The organism is Nocardia sp. bgisy118, from assembly GCF_057708605.1.
Genome location: NZ_JBYISM010000014.1, coordinates 112,972 through 132,122 on the forward strand (window position 1 = coordinate 112,972; position 19,151 = coordinate 132,122).

The following is a 19,151-nucleotide window of genomic DNA, read 5'->3' on the forward strand; positions in this document are numbered from 1 at the left end:
AGCCGGTGCGCGGCGTGCTCGCCGAGGCGGCCCGCCGCGCGTCCACGCCCCTGGTCACGGGGGCGGGCGACATCGGCATCGTCGCAGGTCACAAGGGGTTGTCCGGGTGCGGGTAAAGAGCCTCCGACTTCGGGTACGCACCGAGCGCCAGACTGTGGTTAGCTACCGTGCCATGAGCACGCCGCAGACTGTCTCCGCCGAAGAATATCTACCCCGTGACACCGCGGATGTCGTTCGCACCGTGCGGAATTCACGGGGTCGCGCGGAGCGCCTCACGGTCCGCGGCGGCGAGCCGATCGAAGACAGCCTGACACTGCCCGATCAGCGCACCGTGGTCTCGCTGCGCCGGATGAACTCGGTGCTCGACATCAACCTCGGCCGTCGCACCGTCCGCGTGCAGGCAGGCGCCAAGCTCTCCGACATCGATCGCCGCCTCGGCGCGCACGGACTCGGCCTGCCCGTCGTCGGCGACCACCGTGACATCACCGCCGGCGGCTTCGCCTCGGTCGGCGGCGTGAGCAGCGCCTCGCACCGGTACGGCCTGTTCATCGATCAGATCGTGGATCTGGAATACGTCGACCCGGACGGGCGCATCGGCACCTGCGGGCGCAACCACCACACGGAGCGGTTCCACCGCATCCTCGGCGCGGGCGGGCGCGCGGGCATCATCACCGCGCTCACCCTGGACGCCGTCGACATCGACAAGGACCACACCTGGCTCACCACCGACGCCGACCGGTTCCTCGATTTCGACTCCTTCGTCGAGCACGCGCACACGGAGATCGCGAACCCCGGTAACGCGGCGTTGCAGGTCGGCCGCTGGGTCGACACCGCGCCGCTGAAGGTGGCGCGACCGGTCGGCACCGGCCACGTGCAGCTCGGCACCGTGCGATTCGGTCAGTGGTCCAGCCTCTACCCCACCACGCCGACCCGTTCGCTGCGGGCCCGCCGCGAGGTCGGCACCCGCACCCGGAAGTCGTTGGGCGCCATCGCCTCGCACGCGGGCGGCAAGGCGGGCATGCCGGTGCGCAACGCCGCGGCGGGCGCGCTGATGTTCGCTCCCAAGGTGCTCACGCTGCGCGACGCGGAATACCTCGCCGACACGGTGATCAGCTCCTCGGAGCGTGGACCCGCCTACCGCGTGGGCATTTTCGCGCCGCTGTCGACCTACGCCTCGGTGTTCTACCGGCTACACGACCTGTTCTCCGGACACCGGGAGCGCACCGGCTGCTTCACCGTCATCTCCGCGATGACCTACGGCGTGCGCTCCAGCTACCTGCGTGACGAGGCCGCCGCGCGCAGCCTGCCCGCCGAGGACCACGGCCTGATCACCTTCACCTGCCGGTTGCGTCCGTCCGCGCTGCCCTCGGAGCTGCTGCGCGACATCGTCGCCGGAATCGATGAGATCTGCGCGTCCGAACACGCCATGCGCTACGAGTCGGCCGATTAAACTGTGTCGCGCCGCGGTCACTGGGTGATAGCTGTCACCCGGCGGCCGTGGCCGATTCGGCACTGTCGGCGGGGTGTCGATGGGTCAGTTCAGCATGTCATCCGATGCGAAGGCTGTATCGATGCTCGAATTCCGCCCTGCCCCGGCCCGTTTCGTCGAACGCAAGCTGCGCGCACCGCGCGCCGACCTGCCCGACGCCCAATCCCTCGCTGACCAACGGATTCTCGTCACCGACGCCTGCTCCGACGTCGGCCGCGCCACCGCCGCGCTGCTCGCGGAGCACGGCGCCGAGTTGCTCCTGGTCGCCCGGCGCGGTGATCAGCTCATCGCCGCCTGCGAGGCGATCGTCGCCGCGGGAGGCCGGGCGCACTGGTTCCGCTGCGATCTGTCCGCGCTCGGCGACGTCGACCAGCTGGTCACCTGGGTGCTCGCGGAGTTCGGCGCCGTCGACGTCCTGATCAACAACGCGGGCCGCCCGGTACGCCGCCCCGTCGCGCAATCGCTCGACCGTTTCCGCGACTACCAGCGCATGATGGCCGCCAACTACTTCGGGCCGCTGCGACTGACCCTCGGACTGCTCCCGGCGATGATCCGCTCCGGCTCCGGCCACGTCGTGAATGTCGGCCCCGCGCACCACAACACCGCCGCGGCCGCCCGTTTCGCCTCCTACGCGAGCTCTCAGGCGGCGTGGACCACCTTCGCCGAGTGCGCCGAGGCCGAGCTGGGACCGAGCGGCGTCCACGTCACCGCGATCGACTATCCGGCACTGCACACCGACGACCCGGACTTCGCCGACGAATACGAGCGAGATCCGGCCGAGGCCGCCCGCGCCGTGGCAGCCGCCCTCACCGACCGAGACGACGCGCACCCGCGGTTCGCCCGCAGGCTGCGCGAACTGGCGGGCGCCGCGCCGCGCTCCACCACGCGCCTGCGCCACGCGTTCGGATTCTGACGCACCCCGGAAACGGCGAAGCGCCCCACCGGTTTCCGGCGGGGCGCTTCGTGTGTGGTCTCAGTGCTTCTCGGGGCCGAGGTGGTACTCGAACACCAGGCCCGCCGCCGCGGCGAGCACGCACAGCACGCCGACGCCGATCAGCCACGGCTCGAAGAAGGCCAGGCCCAGCGCGGTGACCGAACCAGCGGCCGCCAGGGTGATGGGCCAGAAGCTACCCGGCGAGAAGAAGCCGAGGTCACCGGTGCCGTCCACGATCTCGGCGTCCTCGAAGTCCTCCGGACGCAGGTCGAGACGACGAGCGACGAACCGGAAGTAGGTACCGATGATCAGCGACAGGCCCGCGGTCAGCACGATCGCGGTGGTGCCCGCCCACTCGACGCCGGTGCGCGACTGGGCGGTGAAGAACCCGTACACGATGCCGACGATGATGAAGAACACCGTCAGCAGTTCGAAAATGCGCGCTTCGATCTTCATGTCAGATCAGTCCTCACTTGGTCTCGGGCGCGGCCGCGCTCTTGACCGTGCGGTCGGTGTTGAACGGCCGGGTGGAGGTGGCGACGGGGGACTCACCGATCGCCTCGAGTGCCTCGGCGTTGGTCTTGCCCGCCCGACGCGCGTCGAGGTACTGGGTGAACTTCTCCGGCGAGACGGCGCGGACCTCGAAGTTCATCATCGAGTGGAAGGTACCGCACATCTCGGCACAGCGGCCGACGAACGCGCCTTCCTTCTCGATCTTGGTGATCTGGAAGACGTTGTCCGAGTGGTTTTCCTTCGGGTTCGGCATCACGTCGCGCTTGAACAGGAACTCCGGCACCCAGAAGGCGTGGATCACGTCGGCGGCGGCGAGCTGGAACTCGATGACCTTGCCGGTCGGCAGCACCAGGACCGGGATCTCGTTGCTGGATCCGACGGTCTCGACCGTGTCGTAGTGCAGGTAGGAGAGGATGTCGTTCTCCGGCTTGCCGTGCACCGGGCCAGGCTGCGGGTGACCGTCCTTGGTCCGCTCCTCGTACTCCTCCAGCTGGGCCTGCGCGGCCTCCTCGCGGGCGGAGTCGATGCCGCTGAACTGGTAGCCGTTCTTGAAGTCGACCTCGCGGTAGCCGAACTTCCAGTTCCACTGGAAGGCGGTCACGTCGACCGTCACGTCCGGGTTGTCCACCTTCTCGTGGACGTAGTTCTGCACCACCACGGTGAAGTAGAACAGCACCGCGATGATGACGAACGGGATCGCCGTGTAGGTCAGCTCCAGCGGCACGTTGTAACCGGTCTGCCGCGGGAATTCCGGGGAGTCCTTCTTCTTGCGGTGGAACGCGACGGTCCAGAAGGTCAGACCCCAGACCAGCACACCCATCACCAGCGCGGCGATGACCGACCAGGTCCACAGCTCCCGCATCCGGGTGGCCTGCGGCGTGATACCCGAGGGCCAGCCGAACCGCAGCCAAACATTGTCGATCGAGCAGCCCGAGACGAGCACCGCGGTGATCCCCAAGGACACCGCCAGCCCGGCCCGCCGAAGGACGCGGCCCTGCCGACCCTTCACGGGTCGTGCCCCGATCTCTTCGCTCGCCTTGTGCGCCACGCTCACGCCTTCCTGGTCGCCACACATTCCGACAGTGCGCCGCCGGGCCGCGATCCGCCCTGACGACACTTTTCAAGCTCATGTCAGGCCGTCCCGGCGGGCATCCGACTCCGCGCACGCGCCGCCTGAGAATGGCCTGAGTACTACGCAGCGTAGACCAAACCGGCGTCCTCATTGACGTCGGGTCGCATTCGACACTCCACAGGCGCGGGAGCGGGGGCGGCCACCGGCGCATCCGCGCAGGACAGGACGCGCGCGGCGCGCGGATCCCCCGCGTGCGGCATACTCGGACACAACATTTCGGCCGGCGGTGTGCGTGGCGCGCGCCGCAGCACCCCCAGCCATCCGGACGCCCGCCAGCCGGCGTCCCCCACCGGAGAAACGAGGTTGCCGACACCGTGTGCGGACTGCTCGGATTCCTGACATCTGACGCGGCGACATCCGACGTGGTCGACCAGGTCTACAACGCGCTGCACTGTATGCGCCACCGCGGCCCCGACGAGCGCGGCACCTGGCACGACGACCACCTGGTTCTGGGCTTCAACCGCCTCTCGATCATCGATATCGAGCACTCGCACCAGCCGCTGCGCTGGGGTCCCGCCGACAACCCCGAGCGCTACGCGCTGACCTTCAACGGCGAGATCTACAACTACATCGAGCTGCGCGAGGAACTGGCGGCGGCGCACGGCGCCGAGTTCCCGGACGGGAAGATGTTCGCCACCGAGGGCGACAGCGAGGCCATCGTGGCGGCCTTCCACTACTGGGGCGCCGAGGCGGTCCAGCGGCTGCGCGGCATGTTCGCCTTCGCGATCTGGGACACCGAGACCAGCGAGCTGTTCCTGGCCCGCGATCCGTTCGGCATCAAGCCGCTGTTCCTGGCCACCGGCCCCGGCGGCACCGCCTTCGGCAGCGAGAAGAAGAGCCTGCTCGACCTGCTGCCCGCGCTGCGGTCCTCCGACGAGCTGGACCCGCGCGCGCTGGAGCACTACACGGTGCTGCAATACGTGCCGGAGCCCGAGACGCTGCACAAGGGCATTCGGCGGCTGGAGTCGGGCACCTACGCGACGGTCCGCGCCGGCGAAGAGCCGAAGCTCACCCGCTACTTCCGGCCGGGCTTCCGGGTGCGCCCGTTCACGCCGGGTTCGGAATCCGCCCGCTACCGCGAGATCGCGGCGGCGCTCGAGGACTCGGTCGCCAAACACATGCGCGCCGACGTCACCGTCGGGTCGTTCCTGTCGGGCGGCATCGACTCCACCGCGGTCGCGGCGCTCGCCATGCGGCACAACCCGAAGCTCATCACCTTCACCACCGGCTTCGAGCGCGAGGGCTACTCCGAGGTCGACGTGGCCGCCGAGAGCGCCGAGGCGATCGGCGCCCGCCACATCGTCAAGGTGGTCTCGCCCGCGGAATTCGCCGCCGCCATCCCCGAGATCGTCTGGTACCTGGACGACCCGGTGGCCGACCCGGCGCTGGTTCCGCTGTACTTCGTGGCCAAGGAGGCGCGCAAGCACGTCAAGGTCGTCCTCTCCGGCGAGGGCGCCGACGAGCTGTTCGGCGGATACACCATCTACCGGGAACCGTTGTCGCTCGAGCCTTTCGAGTACCTGCCGAAGGGGCTGCGCAAGCTGGCGGGCAAGCTCTCCGACCGCATTCCGGACGGCACCCGCGGGAAGAGCCTGCTGCACCGCGGCTCGCTCACGCTGGAGGAGCGCTACTACGGCAACGCCCGCAGCTTCAACGACGCCCAGCTGCGCGCCGTGCTGCGCGAGTTCCGCCCGGAGTGGACCCATCAGGACGTCACCGCCCCGATCTACGCCCAGTCCCGCGGCTGGGACCCGGTGGCCCGCATGCAGCACCTGGACCTGTTCACCTGGCTGCGCGGCGACATCCTGGTCAAGGCCGACAAGATGACAATGGCCAACTCGCTCGAGCTGCGGGTGCCGTTCCTGGACTCCGAGGTGCTGAAGGTCGCCGAGCAGCTGCCCTTCGAGCAGAAGATCACCAAGGAGACCACCAAGTACGCGCTGCGCCAGGCACTGGAGGGCATCGTGCCCCCGCACGTGCTGCACCGCGCCAAGCTCGGCTTCCCGGTCCCGCTGCGGCACTGGCTGCGCGGCACCGAGCTCTACGACTGGGCGCAGGTGCAGATCGCCGACTCGCAGACCGACCACCTGCTGGACAAGGCCGCCATCAAGACCATGCTCGACGACCATCGCGCCGGTCGGTCCGACCACAGCAGGCGGCTGTGGACGCTACTGGTCTTCATGGTCTGGCACGGCATCTTCGTCGAGGATCGGATCAAGCCGGAGATCCAGGAGCCGGTCTACCCGGTCTCGTTGTAAAGACCCGAATACGACTCGCCACCCCCGGCCGATCGGCCGGGGGTGGCGAGTCGTATTCGGTCGATCGATGCGGCGCTATCGGGCCTGAGCAGCGCGACAATGGGTGACGACCGATCCAGCTGATCAGCGAGGAGGTACGGGTCGTGACCATCGCGAAGGACGTCATGCGGCGAGGGGGTCAGTGGATCTCCGCGGAACAAACCGTGCAGAACGCGGCGTGGATGATGGCGGCACACGGCGTCGACGTCCTCGTCGTCGGCGACGACGAGAACGACCGCCTGTCCGGAGTCCTCACCTACCGCGCCATCGCGTTGAAGTGCGTGGCGGCGGGTCTGCCGCCGGATCGCACCACCGTGGGCGCCTTGTTCTCGGGCACGCCACGCTGGGTGGACTCGCGCGCCGACCTGCGCGAGGTCCTCGACGAGATGAACAGCCATCACCTGCGCCACATTCCGGTCGTCGAGGACCGCAGGCTGGTCGGGACGATCAGCGAGAACGACCTGGTCGATCACCTCGACTCCGCGCAGCTGGGCGAGTTCGTCCGCGCCCACGCCGCGGCCTGACGAGCCCGCGCGCGTCCTGTGCGGGCCGATCGAGGTTCCGCGCGCTTCGCCGACGCCATGGAGCCTCCGGTCAGATGGACCGAGGGCTCCGGTGACTACCGCGTCGCAACCGGCTCAGAGCAGCGGCTTGATCTCGGCCGCGGCCTCCGCGCCGTAGGCCTCGGTGAGGCGCTCGAGCGCCTCGTCCTTGTGGAGCGCCCACTCCTGGGTGCCCATGGTCTCCAGCACCAGCACCGCGACGAGCGATCCGAGCTGGGCGGAGCGCTCCAGGCTCAGTCCGGCGGTGTGGCCGGTCAGGAAGCCCGCGCGGAAGGCGTCGCCGACACCGGTCGGCTCGACCTTGGTGCGCTCGGGGACCACGCCGACGTGGACCTCGGTGCCGTCCTTGTCGACGATCTGCACGCCGTCGGCGCTCAGGGTGGTGACCCGGATGCCGACCCGCTTGGCGATCTCGTCTTCGCTCAGGCCGGTCTTCTGCAGTAGGAGCGCCCACTCGTACTTGTTGGTGAAAAGGTATGCGGCGCCGTCGATCAGGCGCACCGCCTGGTCGCCGTCCAGACGGGCGAGCTGCTGGGAGGGGTCGGCGGCGAACGGGATGCCGAGCTCGCGGCATTCCTCGGTGTGGCGCAGCATCGCCTCGGGGTCGTTGGCGCCGACGAGCACCAGATCCAGCTGCCTGGTCTCGGCCAGTTCGGCGACGGAGATGTCGCGGGCCTCGCTCATCGCGCCGGGGTAGAAGGACGCGATCTGGGCCATGTCGTCGTCGGTGGTGCAGACGAAGCGTGCGGTGTGCGCGCGATCGGAGACGTGGACCGTGGAGCAATCGACGCCGTGCCGCTCCAGCCAGGCGCGGTAGTCGGCGAAATCGGCGCCGACCGCGCCGACCAGCAGCGGCGTGCGATTCAGCACGCCCATGGCGTAGGCGATATTGCCCGCCACACCGCCGCGGCGGATCTGGAGATCGTCGACGAGGAAGCTCAGCGAAACATGATCGAGTTGATCGGCCAGGAGCACATCGGCGAACCGTCCAGGGAAACGCATGAGGTGGTCGGTCGCGATGGACGCGGACACGGCGATAGACACGAGGCTGGGCCCCTTCAACGGTAGGCGGCAGGCGGTGAGGGGAGATCGAAATCCCCGTTCCCACCGTAGCCGATCCACCGGGTGCTCCAGAGGCATCGACGCAATCGGCGCAGACCATCGACGGTCCGCGGTTGGACACAGCGGAGACGAAGAGGAGCCTTGTCAGCGCAGCTTGACATAGACCGTCGACAGACTTCACACGACCAAAGGACGCAGCGAAGGCGGCGGTCCGCCTGGTCGGCTCAGCCGAATACGGTCTGTCGACGGTCCGTGCGACCGGCGCAGGTACGCGAAGTCTGCGTGGCCGGGAGCAGGTCCATCGACGGATCGCGCACGTCCAGCCGAGGCGCCAGATATGTCCAGTCAGCCAGTCGCAGCGGGCCGACAATCGGTGTACGGCCGCGGAGGCGTAAATACGCCCGGTGGGCGCGGCCGTCCGTCGACAGCCGCGCATGGCCGGAGCGGAGCCGCAGGCCCGTATGTGCCAACGCAGCCGGACGGCAGGCTGCTAACCAGACCACGCACGGCGGAAGCACAGGTACGCCTGATCGGGTTCAGCCGAATGCGGTCCGTCGACAGTCCGTGCGGGCGACGGTGCGGTCCGTGCGGCCGGGATGCCGTCCGTCAACAGATCGCGCACGGCCGGAGCCGAGGCGCGAGGTCATCCAGACAGCGCAGCCGCAGCTAGCCGACACTCCGTGTACGGCCGCAGAGGCGCAGATACACCCGGTCGGCGCGGCCCGACACAGTCGTCGACAGCCGCGCACGGCCCCTCAGCGGAGGTGGAGGTTACGCCTTGTGGCGGGTCAGTTGAAGGAGTCGCCGCAGGCGCACGAACCCGTGGCGTTCGGGTTGTCGATGGTGAAACCCTGCTTCTCGATGGTGTCGACGAAGTCGATCGAGGCGCCCTGGACGTAGGGAGCGCTCATCCGGTCGACGGCCAGGGTGACGCCGCCGAAGTCGACGGTCAGGTCACCGTCGAGCGAGCGGTCGTCGAAGAAGAGCTGGTAGCGCAGGCCCGCACAACCACCGGGCTGCACCGCGATGCGCAGCGCCAGGTCGTCGCGGCCCTCCTGATCCAGCAGCGCCTTGGCCTTCGAGGCGGCGGCATCGGTCAGAGTCACACCGTGGGTGGTCGTCTCGTTCGGCACAGTCATGAACTCTCCTAAGGACAGCTGTGGTCAACCCGTGAACAGCGCACGGCTCGTGGAGTCAACACCACTCAGCGGGCTGCTATTCCCCATCTTGCCACTCGGCCCCTCGCGCGTTGACACAACCTCGGTGTTGCGCAGCCCTCCTTACGACCGCATTTCCGGCTGGCTGGCGCATCGAATAGCCTGGTTGCTGTGAAATTGTTCCGTCGCGGCGAGTCCAGCACCACCGACGCGACCGCCGACACCACGGCGGACGCGAACGGCGGCTCGACCGCCATCACCACCAAGACGACTCCCCCGGTCACCCCGGGCAAGGGCCGTCCCACCCCGAAACGTCGTGACGCGGAAGGCAAACGGCGCGGACCGGTCGCGCCCGCACCGCTGACCGCGAAGGAAGCGCGGGCGCGCCGCAAGGCCACCCGCGGCACCAAGGAGGAGCGCAAGGCCGCCAGTGCCGAGCGCAAGCTCGCCGTCCAGGATCGCAGGGCCCGGATGCTGGCGGGTGAGGACAAGTACCTCCTGCCGCGCGATCAGGGCCCGGTCCGCGCCTACGTGCGCGATCTCGTCGACGCCAGGCGCAACCTGGTCGGCCTGTTCATGCCGATGGCGCTGGTGCTGATCATGTCCATGTTCGCCGCACCCGGCCTGCAGACCATCGTGACGTTGGCCATGCTGGTGATGATGCTGTTCATGATCATCGAGGGCGTCATCCTCGGCCGGATCGTGAACAACCGGGTCCGTGAGCGGTTCCCCGACACCACCGACACCGGCTTCCGGCTCGGCTGGTACGCCTTCGTCCGCGCCTCGCAGATCCGCAAGATGCGGGCGCCGAAGCCGCGGGTCAGCGCAGGCGACGCGGTGTAGAAGTTCATCGGTCGCGAGCAGCGATCGATCCGAGAGTCCGAGTTCGGCCGTTCGTGGCACTTGCCACGGACGGCCGTTTCGCGTTTCAGCGGTGGTGCGAGAAGCGCATGGCGTTCAACTCGGCCCGCAGGCGCTGCGCGTCCCGGTCGGTCACGTGGGTGGATCCGGCGAGTCCGCGACCGCGAGCGAAGAAGAGGGATACGGCGACGATGACTGTCGCGAGGAGAAGGAGAGTCAGCATGGCAGAAATTTTGCGCTGACTTATTTTCCGCCGAAAGTGGCAGCGAAGACATTGTTCGCAAAAATCCGGCCAGGTACCCTCGGGGCATGCTGTCGAAGGTCGCCGTCGTGCTGTTCGAAAAGCTCGCCATGTTCGAGTTCGGCGTAGTCTGCGAGGTTTTCGGGCTCGACCGCACCGCCGATGGCCTGCCCGGCTTCGACTTCAAGGTCTGCGGGGCGGAACCGGGCAAGCCGCTACGTGCCACCACGCCCGGCGTGACGATCACCCCCGAGTTCGGACTGGAAGAACTCCTCGAGGCCGACCTGGTGGCGGTCCCCGCCGCCCCGGCCACCGCACTCTCGGATGGGCTGGACCCGCGGATCGTCGACGCCGTGCGCGGCGCTTCGGACGCCGGGGCGATCGTGCTCACCGTCTGCTCCGGCGCGTTCGTCGCGGGCGCGGCGGGCCTGCTCGACGGACGCAAATGCACCACGCACTGGCGCTACGTCGATCAGCTCGCCGAGCGCTACCCGTCCGCCACCGTCGACCCCGACGTGCTCTTCGTCGACGAGGGCAACCTCATCACCAGCGCGGGCACCGCCGCGGGCATCGACGCCTGCCTGCACCTGGTGCGCAGGGAGATCGGCAGCGCCGCGGCCAACGGCATCGCCCGCCGCATGGTCGTGCCGCCGCAGCGCGACGGCGGGCAACGGCAGTTCATCGAACGCCCGGTCCCCGCCTGCACCTCCGACAGCCTCTCGACGACCCTCCAGTGGATGGGCGAGAACCTCGACCTGCCGCACACCATCGACGAGCTGGCCGCGCGCTCGACGATGTCCACGCGCACCTTCGCCCGCCGCTTTGCCGCGGAGACCGGAACGACCCCGGTGAAATGGCTCACCAACCAGCGCGTCCTCTACGCCAAGCACCTGCTCGAAGAGACCGAACAGGGCCTCGAACAGATCGCCGCCCGCGCGGGCTTCGGCTCCGGCGCGCTGCTGCGCCACCACTTCCAGCGCCTGGTCGGCATCTCCCCTACCGAATACCGCCGACGCTTCGGTGCCGCCTCACCGACAGGCTGAGGAGCCCACCGGCCGGGGCTTCGGGCGAGAGACCGAGCAACACGGTTGGTTGGTAGCGTGCTGGCGTGTCGCAGGATTCCGGAACCGCGCGTCCGCCGCGGACGCTTGTGCTCGGCGGGGCTCGCTCGGGGAAGTCGGCGTTCGCGGAGAACCTCGCCGCGGCGACGGGGGAGGTTCGGTACGTGGCGACCTCGGTCCCCGATCCGGACGACCACGACTTCGCCGAACGCATCGCCCGGCATCGGGAGCGCCGCCCCGCCGACTGGAGCGTGGTCGAAAGTGCCGACGCCGCAGCGGTTCTCGCCGATCCCGCACCCGAGGCCGCGACCTTGGTCGATGACATCGGCACCTGGCTGACCGCGCGTATCGACGCGCTCGACGCCTGGGATTCTCCGCGCGGCACCGTCGCCCCCGACACCGAAGCCCTGGTCTCCGCCGTCGCGGCATATCCGCACCGGCTGATCATCGTCAGCCCGGAGGTCGGCATGGGCGTCATCCCCGCGACCCGCTCTGGCCGCCTGTTCCGCGACGAGATCGGCGCCCTCAACCAGCGCCTCGCGCAGGCCTGCGACGAAGCGTTCCTCGTCGTCGCGGGTCTTCCCGTTCGGCTCAAGTAGCGGTACGCCCCGGAGAGGAATGGCGGCGAGCGCGTGTCGAACCGCCATGTCACTCCCGTCGAATCCATCCGACTCCGCCCGATAGGGAAACAGCGGTGGCGCGGGTCACGGCGGAGGCGGACGCCGAGGATCCGGGTGGGTGCGATACGGGCGACGCGTTCCGGGCAAGATTGGGCGTCGGAAGCACGTGCGGCGGACGCCGCCCGACCGGAGAGGCTCGACAGTGACACACGGATTCGGACCGGTTGCGCCCCCCGACCCGCGGATCCGCGCGGCCGCCGAACAGCGGCAGACGCAGCTGACCAAACCCGCTGGGGCGCTGGGCCGCCTGGAAACGCTGGGCAACTGGGTGGCCGCCTGCCAGGGTGTGTGTCCGCCGAAGCAGTTCGAGCGCGCCAGGGTCGTCGTCTTCGCCGGTGATCACGGCGTCGCGCGCTACGGTGTGTCGGCGTACCCGAGCGAGGTCACCGCGCAGATGGTCGCCAACTTCCTCGGCGGCGGCGCGGCGGTGAACGCGCTGGCCGCGGTCGCGGGCGCGAGCGTGCGGGTCGCCGACATCTCCGTCGACGCCGAGACCGATCCCGTCGTGAGCAAGCACAAGGTGCGCCGGTCGAGCGGTTCCATCGACCGCGAGGACGCGCTGAGCGAAGCCGAGGTGCAGGCCGCCCTCGCCGCGGGCCGCGCCATCGCCGACGAAGAGATCGACGGCGGCGCCGACCTGCTCGTCGCGGGCGATATGGGCATCGGCAACACCACGCCCGCCACCGTGCTCATCGCCACGCTCACCGACACCGAGCCGGTCGTCGCGGTCGGGCGCGGCACCGGCGTGGACGACGCGGGCTGGTCTCGCAAGGTCGCGGCCATTCGCGACGCCATGCGCAGGGCCCGGCCGGTCGTCAAGGATCCGGTGGATCTGCTGCGCGTCGCCGCGGGCGCCGACATCGCCGCCATGACAGGGTTTCTCGCGCAGGCCGCGACCCGGCGCACGCCGGTGATCCTGGACGGCGTGGTGGTCACCGCGGCCGCGCTGGTCGCCGAGGATCTGGCCGCGGGCGCGAGCGCCTGGTGGCTGGCCGGACACCGCTCCACCGAACCCTCGCACAATCTGGCACTGAAGCAGCTGCGCCTGGAACCACTCGTCGATATGGGCATGCGTCTCGGCGAAGGCTCCGGCGCGCTCACCGCCCTGCCCATCCTGCGCGCCGCCGTCGCCGCGCTCGCCGAGATGGCCACCTTCGGTGAGGCGGGCGTCAGCACCGCCGACGACGCGGCCCCGGCCGCCCCGAACCTGACCAAATGACACCGGGCGCCGGGATCCGGCTGGCCGTCTCCTGGCTGACCGTGCTTCCGGTGCGCGGCCCGGACGAGGTCGATCGAGCCGCGGCGCGCCGCGCGATCGCGCTGGCGCCCGTCGTCGGCGTGCTGCTCGGTGCCGCCGCGGCCGCGTTGTTGTGGGCGCTGACCGGCGCGGGCGCGAGCGCACCGCTGGCCGGGCTGGTGACCGTGGCGGCGCTGGCGCTGCTCACCCGCGGCATGCACCTGGACGGCCTGTCCGACGCGATGGACGGGCTCGGCAGCTACGGGCCGCCCGAGCGCGCGCGGCAGATCATGAAGAGCGGCGGGGTCGGGCCGTTCGGCGTGGCCGCGCTGGTCTTCGCTATCGGCGCGCAATCGTTCGCCTTCGGCGCGCTGGCCGGCGCGGGACGGTGGTTCGCGGTGGCGCTGGCAGTCGCGACCGGGCGGGTTGTGGTCGTCCTCGCTTGTCGCCGCGGGGTGCCCGCCGCGCCGGGCGCCGCCTTCGGCGCGCTCGTGTCCGATACCCAGTCTCCGGTGACCGGTGTGGTGTGGGTGGTCGTCGCGCTGTGCTGCGGCGTCCTGGCGGTGCCGGATCACCCCTGGCTCGGGCCGGTCGCCGTCGCGGTGTCCGTGGCCGTCGCGATGGTGGCGGTCCGGCACATGGTGCGCAGGTTCGGGGGTCTGTCGGGCGACGTGCTCGGCGCGGCGATAGAGATTTCGATCACGTTTGCCGCGGCCGGACTCTCGCTCACCGGATAAATCGGAATATTGCCGTAACCCTCGGTATCACGTGGCGATATATATCGGGTTTCGACAGTGTATGAACTTCGTCTCCCTACTCTGCACCGAGAATGGGCGCACAAGGTTGCGGTGCGGTTCGCCCAGCACCGATTTCGCGCGGACCACGCCGAATCCCGGGCACGCGGCGATGCCGGGTCGCGTTCGCGCGCCATCTCCTCGTGCCGGGAAAATCGTTGGCGGACAATCGAAGTCGACGAACCGGCGAACTCGCCCTGCGCAAATCGTGACGAACGCAACACTCGGCGCCCCACCGAAGGCGGCGACCGTACCCACTCGCCACCGGTTTGCGCACACCGTGATCCGACCCAACGGAATCTTTTCCGCACTGGCACACCAACCGTCTGGGTCAGGATCTAATGTGGGCGGTATGTCTTCCGAGCGCCTCTATTTTCGACAACTGCTGTCCGGGCAGGACTACGCCGTCGGTGATCCGATCGCGACGCAGATGCGAAATTTCGCCTACTTGATCGGTGATCGGGAGACGGGCGAATGCGTTGTGGTCGATCCGGCCTACGCCGCGGGCGATCTGGTGGACATCGCCGAGGCCGATGGGCTGCGCCTCACCGGAGTCCTCGCCACCCACCACCACCCCGACCACGTCGGCGGCACCATGCTCGGTTTCACCCTGCGCGGCGTGCGCGAACTGCTGGAGAAGACCAGTGTCCCCGTGCACGTGAACGATCAGGAACTGTCCTGGGTCGCCAACGTCACCGGCATCGCGCCCAGCGAACTCACCGGCCACGAGCACGGCGACAAGGTCGCGGTCGGCGCCTTCGAGATCGAGTTATTACACACCCCGGGGCACACCCCGGGCAGCCAGTGCTTCCTGTTCGACAATCGCCTCATCGCGGGCGACACCCTGTTCGTCGACGGCTGCGGTCGCACCGACTTCCCCGGCGGCGACTCCGACGAAATGTTCCGCAGCCTGCGCTATCTCGCCGGACTTCAGGGCGACCCGGTCGTCTACCCGGGCCACTGGTACTCGCACGAACCCAGCGCGGCGCTGTCGTCGATCCGCGACAACAACTACGTCATGCGGCCGCAGACGCTCGAGCAGTGGCAGATGCTGATGCCGGGCTGAGCATCCGCCCAGCGATCGATCGGGCGTCCTCGGCTGCCCGCGCCGACCGGTACCGCCTGTCGAACACGGGACGACGACCGAGACCGGACCCGGCGAGCAAGGCGGTCGGCTTCGTCGCACCGGCGCCCGTCGAACACGAGACGCCGATAGTCGATCCGGCGGAGCAGGCGGTCCGCTTCGTCTCAGCGATGGAACTCCAGCGCAGGCCGACCGTCCCGTTCGGCCTGGACGGCCACCCAATCCGTCCCGGCGCCGCACAGATAACCGCGGTACCGCTGGAGCTCCCGGCCGGATTCCCGGTCGAAGACGACGGTGACGTACCCACCCTCCGCCGTGAGGAAGCCGCCGACCACAACCCGGTCACCCGCGATGATCGTGCGCCGCTGCCTCATCGCCGTCGACTCGAAGTCCGGATCCGGAACAGTCCACTTCATCGCGCCGGTCTCGATGTCGAACAACGACAGCGCACCCTGATCGGCGAACTCGCTGAACAGCAATGATCGGCCGTCGCCGTCCAGCGGGCTGCCCGTGCCCGAGCCGGTCCACACCGTCGTTCCGGTGGCGAGGTCGAACAGTTGCGGCGCACCGGAATCGGTGACCGCCGCGATGCGGGTGCCCGCGCCGACGAACTGGGTCCCGAAGTCCGGGCCGAGCATGTTCTGACACTCGCCGTTCTTGCGGCGGCCACTGTAGACCGCGCCGCTGTAGCGTTCGGCGCCGCCGCGCGCGTCGGTCGCGGTGATCGCGACGCGGCACTCATCGCTGCCGGACGAGGCGTGATGATCGGTGATCACCAGGAGGTCGCCCGCAGCGAGGTTGTACCAGGCGTGGTGCTCGGCCCGGCCCGGGAGGACGGTTCCCTTCGCCGCCTCGACAAGCGCCCACGGGCGCTCCGCTGCGGAGGCTGGGTCCTCCACGGCGATGGCCACCAGCGCCGGTTCGGCGGGGGCACGACGGTGCCAGACGCCGACGGTGTCGCCGTCGACCGATCCCCGAGCCGGCGCGGGCCACGTCGGCGCTCCGGATCGGATGTCGAGCCGCAGGGAGGTGCAGTCGTCGCGGCCGCGCGCGCACTCGACCATGTAGATCGCTTTGTCGAAGACCACCACGTCATCGGCGCTCGCCTGCCACAGCGTCCGGCCATCGGCGGCCTCGATGACCTCCACCAGCGCCGGTTCGCTGGGTTTGCCCTCGTTCTCCAGGAAAACGACGGTGTCACCGCTCACCGCGTAGGAGTAGTCGCTCGGTTTCGTCTTCGGCACTCTTCGCCACAGCTCACGACCGGTGGCGCGGTCCACAGCGACCAGCGCTTCTTCGCTCGAAACCAGGACAGCACTGCCCGCCACCGAGATCCACGAGTCCGCCGAATGGTCGAAGTCCAGACCGGCTTTCGACCACGTCGGCTCGGGGTTGGCGGGATGCCCGGTAGTCGTCGCCGGAGTAGCGGCGGACGTGGTGGTGCGAACTACGTTGTCCGGCACCGAAGTTCCACCACTACAGGCCGAAACACCCAGGGCTGCCGACAAGATTCCGGCCGCGATCGATGTACGCACTGCGTCCCCCCAACTTTCCCGGCTGTCCGACAGCCGAGGCTACGGCCCGCCCACGCCCAAGGGCGGGCCAGTCTCACATACCGCGCATCCAACCGTGCTTGTCTTCGAAGGTGCCGCGCTGGATACCGGTGAGCGTGTCGCGCAGCGCCATGGTGACCGCGCCGGGTTCGCCGCCGCCGATGGTGAATTCGCCCTCGGTGGAGCGCACCCAGCCGACGGGGGTGATCACGGCGGCGGTGCCGCAGGCGAAAACCTCGCTGATCTCACCGCTTTCGGCGCCCTTGCGCCACTCCTCCACCGAAACCTTGCGCTCCTCCACGGGGTAACCCGAGTCGGCGGCGAGGGTGAGCAGCGAATCGCGGGTGATGCCCGGCAGCAGCGAGCCCGACAGTTCGGGAGTCACCAGCCGCGCCTCGGAACCGGAGCCGAAGACGAAGAACAGGTTGTTGGTGCCCATCTCCTCGACGTAGCGGCGCTCGCAGGCGTCCAGCCACACCACCTGGTCGCAGCCCTTTTCGGAGGCCTGCGCCTGGGCGAGCAGCGAGGCGGCGTAGTTGCCCGCCACCTTGGCCTCGCCGGTACCGCCGGGCGCGGCCCGCACGTACTCGGTGGACAGCCACACCCGCACCGGCTTCACGCCGCGCGGGAAGTACGCGCCCGCGGGCGAACCCAGCAGCAGGTACTTGTAGGAGGCGGCGGGCTTCACACCCAGGCCCGCCTCGGTGGCGAACATGAAGGGCCGCAGGTAGAGCGAGTCCTCGCCGCCCGCGGCGGGCACCCAGCGCTCGTCCACTTCGAGCAACTGGCGCACCGACTCGATGAACAGTTCCTCCGGCAGCTCGGCCATCGCCATGCGCCGCGCCGACTTACGGAAACGGGTCGCGTTCGCGTCGATCCGGAAACAGGAGACGCTGCCGTCGCTCTGCCGGTACGCCTTGAGACCCTCGAAGATGGCCTGGCCGTAGTGGAAGACCATGGTGGCCGGGTCCAGCGCCAGCGGGCCGTACGGCTCGACTCGCGCGTTGCTCCAGCCTTCGCCCGCGGTGTAGTCGATCGACACCATGTGATCGGTGAAGAACCGGCCGAACCCCGGCGCCGCCAGAATCTCCTGTACCCGCTGCGCCGGCGCGGGCGCAGGATGCGGAACATGGGCGAACTGTGCGGCAACGGTCATGCACGTGATCCTATCGGTGCCGGATTTCCTTCCGTCCACCTGTCGGGAAACGACTCGGCGACCGCGCGGCGCCGCCGCCGAGTGACCACGTTCCGATCCAGCGCGCCGGACTCGACAGCCCGCGGCGGACGCGATGCCCCACGGCTCAGGCGGTGCGCGCCTGGACGAACGGCGGCTTGACGATCTCGCAGCGCAACCGTCGGCCGCGCACGTCCACCTCGACCTCGTTGCCAGGCTCGAGGTCGGCGTCGGTGTCGAGCAGGGCGAGCGCGATGCCGACCTTGAGCGTCGGCGAGAAGGTGCCCGAGGTGGTCTCGCCGACGGGTTCGCCGTCGCGCAGCACCAACTGGCCCTGACGCAGCACGCCGCGGTCGAGCGCCTTGAGCCCCAACAGGGTTCGCCGCGGTCCCGCCGACTTCTCCTTCTCCAGTGCGGCTTTGCCCCAGAACTCCGGCTTCTTCCAGCCGATCGCCCAGCCTGCCCGCGCCTGCACCGGCGAGATCTCCGGCGACAGTTCGTGCCCGTGCAGCGGGTAACCCATCTCGGTGCGCAGGGTGTCGCGCGCGCCGAGACCGGCGGGCTGGCCGCCCGCGGCCTTGACCTGCTCGGCGAGCGCGCGGAACACCGCCGCGGCGTCGGCCCAGCGCGGCAGCAGCTCGTAGCCGTGCTCACCGGTGTAGCCGGTGCGGCAGACCCGGACCGGACGCCCGTCCCATTCGGCGTCGGCGTAGGCCATGTACTCCATCTCGGTGGGCAAGCCCAGCGCGGTGAGCACCTCGGTCGAGCGCGGGCCCTGCACCGCGAACACCGCGTACTCCCGGTGCTCGTCGGTGATTGTGATGCCCTCGGGAGCCGCCGCGCGCAGAGCCGCGACCACCGCCGCGGTATTCGCCGCGTTCGGCACGAGGAAGATCTCGTCGTCACTGACGTAATAGGCGATCAGGTCGTCGATCACGCCGCCCTCGGGCGTACAGCAGAGCGTGTACTGCGCCTTGCCGGGACGGATCCGGCCGAGATCGTTGGTGAGCGCGGAATTCACGAACGCCACCGCGCCCGGCCCGGCGACCGTCGCTTTGCCGAGATGACTCACGTCGAACAGACCGACGGCGGTGCGCACCGCCTGGTGCTCCCCGACCGTGCCCGCGTACGAGACCGGCATCTCCCACCCGCCGAACGGCGCGAACGTCGCGCCCAGTTCGACATGGACATCGTGGATCGGGCCTTGCAGCAGGTTCGTCTCGGTCACCCGGCGAGCTTAACCGCTGCACGGGGCGGTAGGGCCGCGGTACGGGCGCCCGCACGACGACGTCGTTGCGCGGCGGCCCGGCGCAGCACCG

General features: G+C 69.4%; 18 protein-coding genes. 10 read left to right on the forward strand and 8 right to left on the reverse strand.

The genetic code is table 11. The annotated features are described in order from the left end of the window. The first annotated feature begins 172 nt into the window (after positions 1-172). Both AC3EO7_RS18990 and AC3EO7_RS18995 read left to right on the forward strand, forming a co-directional pair. Complete coding sequence (locus AC3EO7_RS18990; protein ID WP_431963426.1) at positions 173-1,450, forward strand: FAD-binding oxidoreductase; 1,278 nt, start codon at positions 173-175, stop codon at positions 1,448-1,450. 121 nt (positions 1,451-1,571) lie between these two features. Further along, positions 1,572-2,402, forward strand: coding sequence for an SDR family NAD(P)-dependent oxidoreductase (locus AC3EO7_RS18995; protein ID WP_431963424.1), 831 nt, complete (start codon positions 1,572-1,574; stop codon positions 2,400-2,402). A 60-nt stretch (positions 2,403-2,462) separates the two neighbouring features. On the opposite strand, the gene AC3EO7_RS19000 is transcribed toward AC3EO7_RS18995, so the two are convergent. Next, entirely contained in the window at positions 2,463-2,879 is a 417-nt protein-coding gene (locus AC3EO7_RS19000) for a cytochrome c oxidase subunit 4 (RefSeq protein ID WP_431963422.1), read from the reverse strand. 13 nt (positions 2,880-2,892) lie between these two features. After that, positions 2,893-3,945: an aa3-type cytochrome oxidase subunit II gene (gene ctaC / locus AC3EO7_RS19005; protein ID WP_435591975.1), complete on the reverse strand. Its 1,053-nt coding sequence runs from the start codon at positions 3,943-3,945 to the stop codon at positions 2,893-2,895. A gap of 437 nt (positions 3,946-4,382) precedes the next feature. Between ctaC and asnB the strand changes: the two genes are divergently transcribed. Beyond that, positions 4,383-6,326 (forward strand): asparagine synthase (glutamine-hydrolyzing), encoded by a 1,944-nt coding sequence (asnB, locus tag AC3EO7_RS19010; RefSeq protein ID WP_431963420.1) that lies wholly within the window; start codon positions 4,383-4,385, stop codon positions 6,324-6,326. 143 nt (positions 6,327-6,469) lie between these two features. Further along, positions 6,470-6,889, forward strand: coding sequence for a CBS domain-containing protein (locus AC3EO7_RS19015; RefSeq protein ID WP_431963418.1), 420 nt, complete (start codon positions 6,470-6,472; stop codon positions 6,887-6,889). A gap of 114 nt (positions 6,890-7,003) precedes the next feature. Here AC3EO7_RS19015 and AC3EO7_RS19020 read toward each other — a convergent pair whose 3' ends face one another. Together AC3EO7_RS19020 and AC3EO7_RS19025 are read right to left on the reverse strand one after the other, a co-directional pair. Further along, complete coding sequence (locus tag AC3EO7_RS19020) at positions 7,004-7,972, reverse strand: carbohydrate kinase family protein (protein WP_435591931.1); 969 nt, start codon at positions 7,970-7,972, stop codon at positions 7,004-7,006. Between the two features lie 806 nt (positions 7,973-8,778). Then, a complete protein-coding gene (locus AC3EO7_RS19025) occupies positions 8,779-9,129 on the reverse strand; it encodes a HesB/IscA family protein (RefSeq protein WP_067785873.1) in 351 nt (116 codons plus the stop codon). A 189-nt stretch (positions 9,130-9,318) separates the two neighbouring features. Between AC3EO7_RS19025 and AC3EO7_RS19030 the strand changes: the two genes are divergently transcribed. Next, positions 9,319-9,990, forward strand: a complete 672-nt coding sequence (locus AC3EO7_RS19030) for a DUF3043 domain-containing protein (protein WP_431963414.1) — start codon at positions 9,319-9,321, stop codon at positions 9,988-9,990. A gap of 85 nt (positions 9,991-10,075) precedes the next feature. Here AC3EO7_RS19030 and AC3EO7_RS19035 read toward each other — a convergent pair whose 3' ends face one another. Continuing rightward, a complete protein-coding gene (locus AC3EO7_RS19035; RefSeq protein ID WP_431963412.1) occupies positions 10,076-10,231 on the reverse strand; it encodes a hypothetical protein in 156 nt (51 codons plus the stop codon). An 86-nt stretch (positions 10,232-10,317) separates the two neighbouring features. Between AC3EO7_RS19035 and AC3EO7_RS19040 the strand changes: the two genes are divergently transcribed. The 5 genes from AC3EO7_RS19040 to AC3EO7_RS19060 all read left to right on the forward strand — a co-directional run bounded on the left by AC3EO7_RS19040 (position 10,318) and on the right by AC3EO7_RS19060 (position 15,087). Continuing rightward, a complete protein-coding gene (locus AC3EO7_RS19040) occupies positions 10,318-11,292 on the forward strand; it encodes a helix-turn-helix domain-containing protein (protein WP_431963410.1) in 975 nt (324 codons plus the stop codon). Between the two features lie 65 nt (positions 11,293-11,357). Continuing rightward, positions 11,358-11,909 (forward strand): bifunctional adenosylcobinamide kinase/adenosylcobinamide-phosphate guanylyltransferase, encoded by a 552-nt coding sequence (cobU, locus tag AC3EO7_RS19045; RefSeq protein WP_435591932.1) that lies wholly within the window; start codon positions 11,358-11,360, stop codon positions 11,907-11,909. A 223-nt stretch (positions 11,910-12,132) separates the two neighbouring features. Beyond that, positions 12,133-13,209: a nicotinate-nucleotide--dimethylbenzimidazole phosphoribosyltransferase gene (gene cobT / locus AC3EO7_RS19050; protein WP_435591933.1), complete on the forward strand. Its 1,077-nt coding sequence runs from the start codon at positions 12,133-12,135 to the stop codon at positions 13,207-13,209. Next, positions 13,206-13,964, forward strand: coding sequence for an adenosylcobinamide-GDP ribazoletransferase (locus AC3EO7_RS19055; RefSeq protein WP_431963404.1), 759 nt, complete (start codon positions 13,206-13,208; stop codon positions 13,962-13,964). Before cobT ends, AC3EO7_RS19055 begins: the two co-directional genes overlap by 4 nt. 409 nt (positions 13,965-14,373) lie before the next feature. Beyond that, the gene (locus tag AC3EO7_RS19060) at positions 14,374-15,087 is read left to right on the forward strand and encodes an MBL fold metallo-hydrolase (RefSeq protein WP_431963402.1); all 714 of its coding nucleotides are present in this window, start codon (positions 14,374-14,376) and stop codon (positions 15,085-15,087) included. Positions 15,088-15,269: 182 nt separating this feature from the next. Here AC3EO7_RS19060 and AC3EO7_RS19065 read toward each other — a convergent pair whose 3' ends face one another. From AC3EO7_RS19065 to gcvT, 3 genes are all read right to left on the reverse strand, one after another. Next, positions 15,270-16,568, reverse strand: coding sequence for an outer membrane protein assembly factor BamB family protein (locus AC3EO7_RS19065; protein WP_435591934.1), 1,299 nt, complete (start codon positions 16,566-16,568; stop codon positions 15,270-15,272). 145 nt (positions 16,569-16,713) lie between these two features. After that, the gene (locus AC3EO7_RS19070; RefSeq protein WP_431963398.1) at positions 16,714-17,814 is read right to left on the reverse strand and encodes a branched-chain amino acid aminotransferase; all 1,101 of its coding nucleotides are present in this window, start codon (positions 17,812-17,814) and stop codon (positions 16,714-16,716) included. A 145-nt stretch (positions 17,815-17,959) separates the two neighbouring features. Next, entirely contained in the window at positions 17,960-19,060 is a 1,101-nt protein-coding gene (gene gcvT / locus AC3EO7_RS19075) for a glycine cleavage system aminomethyltransferase GcvT (RefSeq protein ID WP_435591935.1), read from the reverse strand. Positions 19,061-19,151: the final 91 nt, after the last annotated feature.

What these genes read in the sequence shown, in the direction of transcription:
- AC3EO7_RS18990 (WP_431963426.1), top strand. Translation starts at nt 173, where the DNA reads ATGAGCACGCCGCAGACTGTCTCCGCCGAAGAATATCTACCCCGTGAC.
- AC3EO7_RS18995 (WP_431963424.1), top strand. Translation starts at nt 1,572, where the DNA reads ATGCTCGAATTCCGCCCTGCCCCGGCCCGTTTCGTCGAACGCAAGCTG.
- AC3EO7_RS19000 (WP_431963422.1), bottom strand. Translation starts at nt 2,879, where the DNA reads ATGAAGATCGAAGCGCGCATTTTCGAACTGCTGACGGTGTTCTTCATC.
- AC3EO7_RS19025 (WP_067785873.1), bottom strand. Translation starts at nt 9,129, where the DNA reads ATGACTGTGCCGAACGAGACGACCACCCACGGTGTGACTCTGACCGAT.
- AC3EO7_RS19035 (WP_431963412.1), bottom strand. Translation starts at nt 10,231, where the DNA reads ATGCTGACTCTCCTTCTCCTCGCGACAGTCATCGTCGCCGTATCCCTC.
- AC3EO7_RS19040 (WP_431963410.1), top strand. Translation starts at nt 10,318, where the DNA reads ATGCTGTCGAAGGTCGCCGTCGTGCTGTTCGAAAAGCTCGCCATGTTC.
- AC3EO7_RS19055 (WP_431963404.1), top strand. Translation starts at nt 13,206, where the DNA reads ATGACACCGGGCGCCGGGATCCGGCTGGCCGTCTCCTGGCTGACCGTG.
- AC3EO7_RS19060 (WP_431963402.1), top strand. Translation starts at nt 14,374, where the DNA reads ATGTCTTCCGAGCGCCTCTATTTTCGACAACTGCTGTCCGGGCAGGAC.
- AC3EO7_RS19070 (WP_431963398.1), bottom strand. Translation starts at nt 17,814, where the DNA reads ATGACCGTTGCCGCACAGTTCGCCCATGTTCCGCATCCTGCGCCCGCG.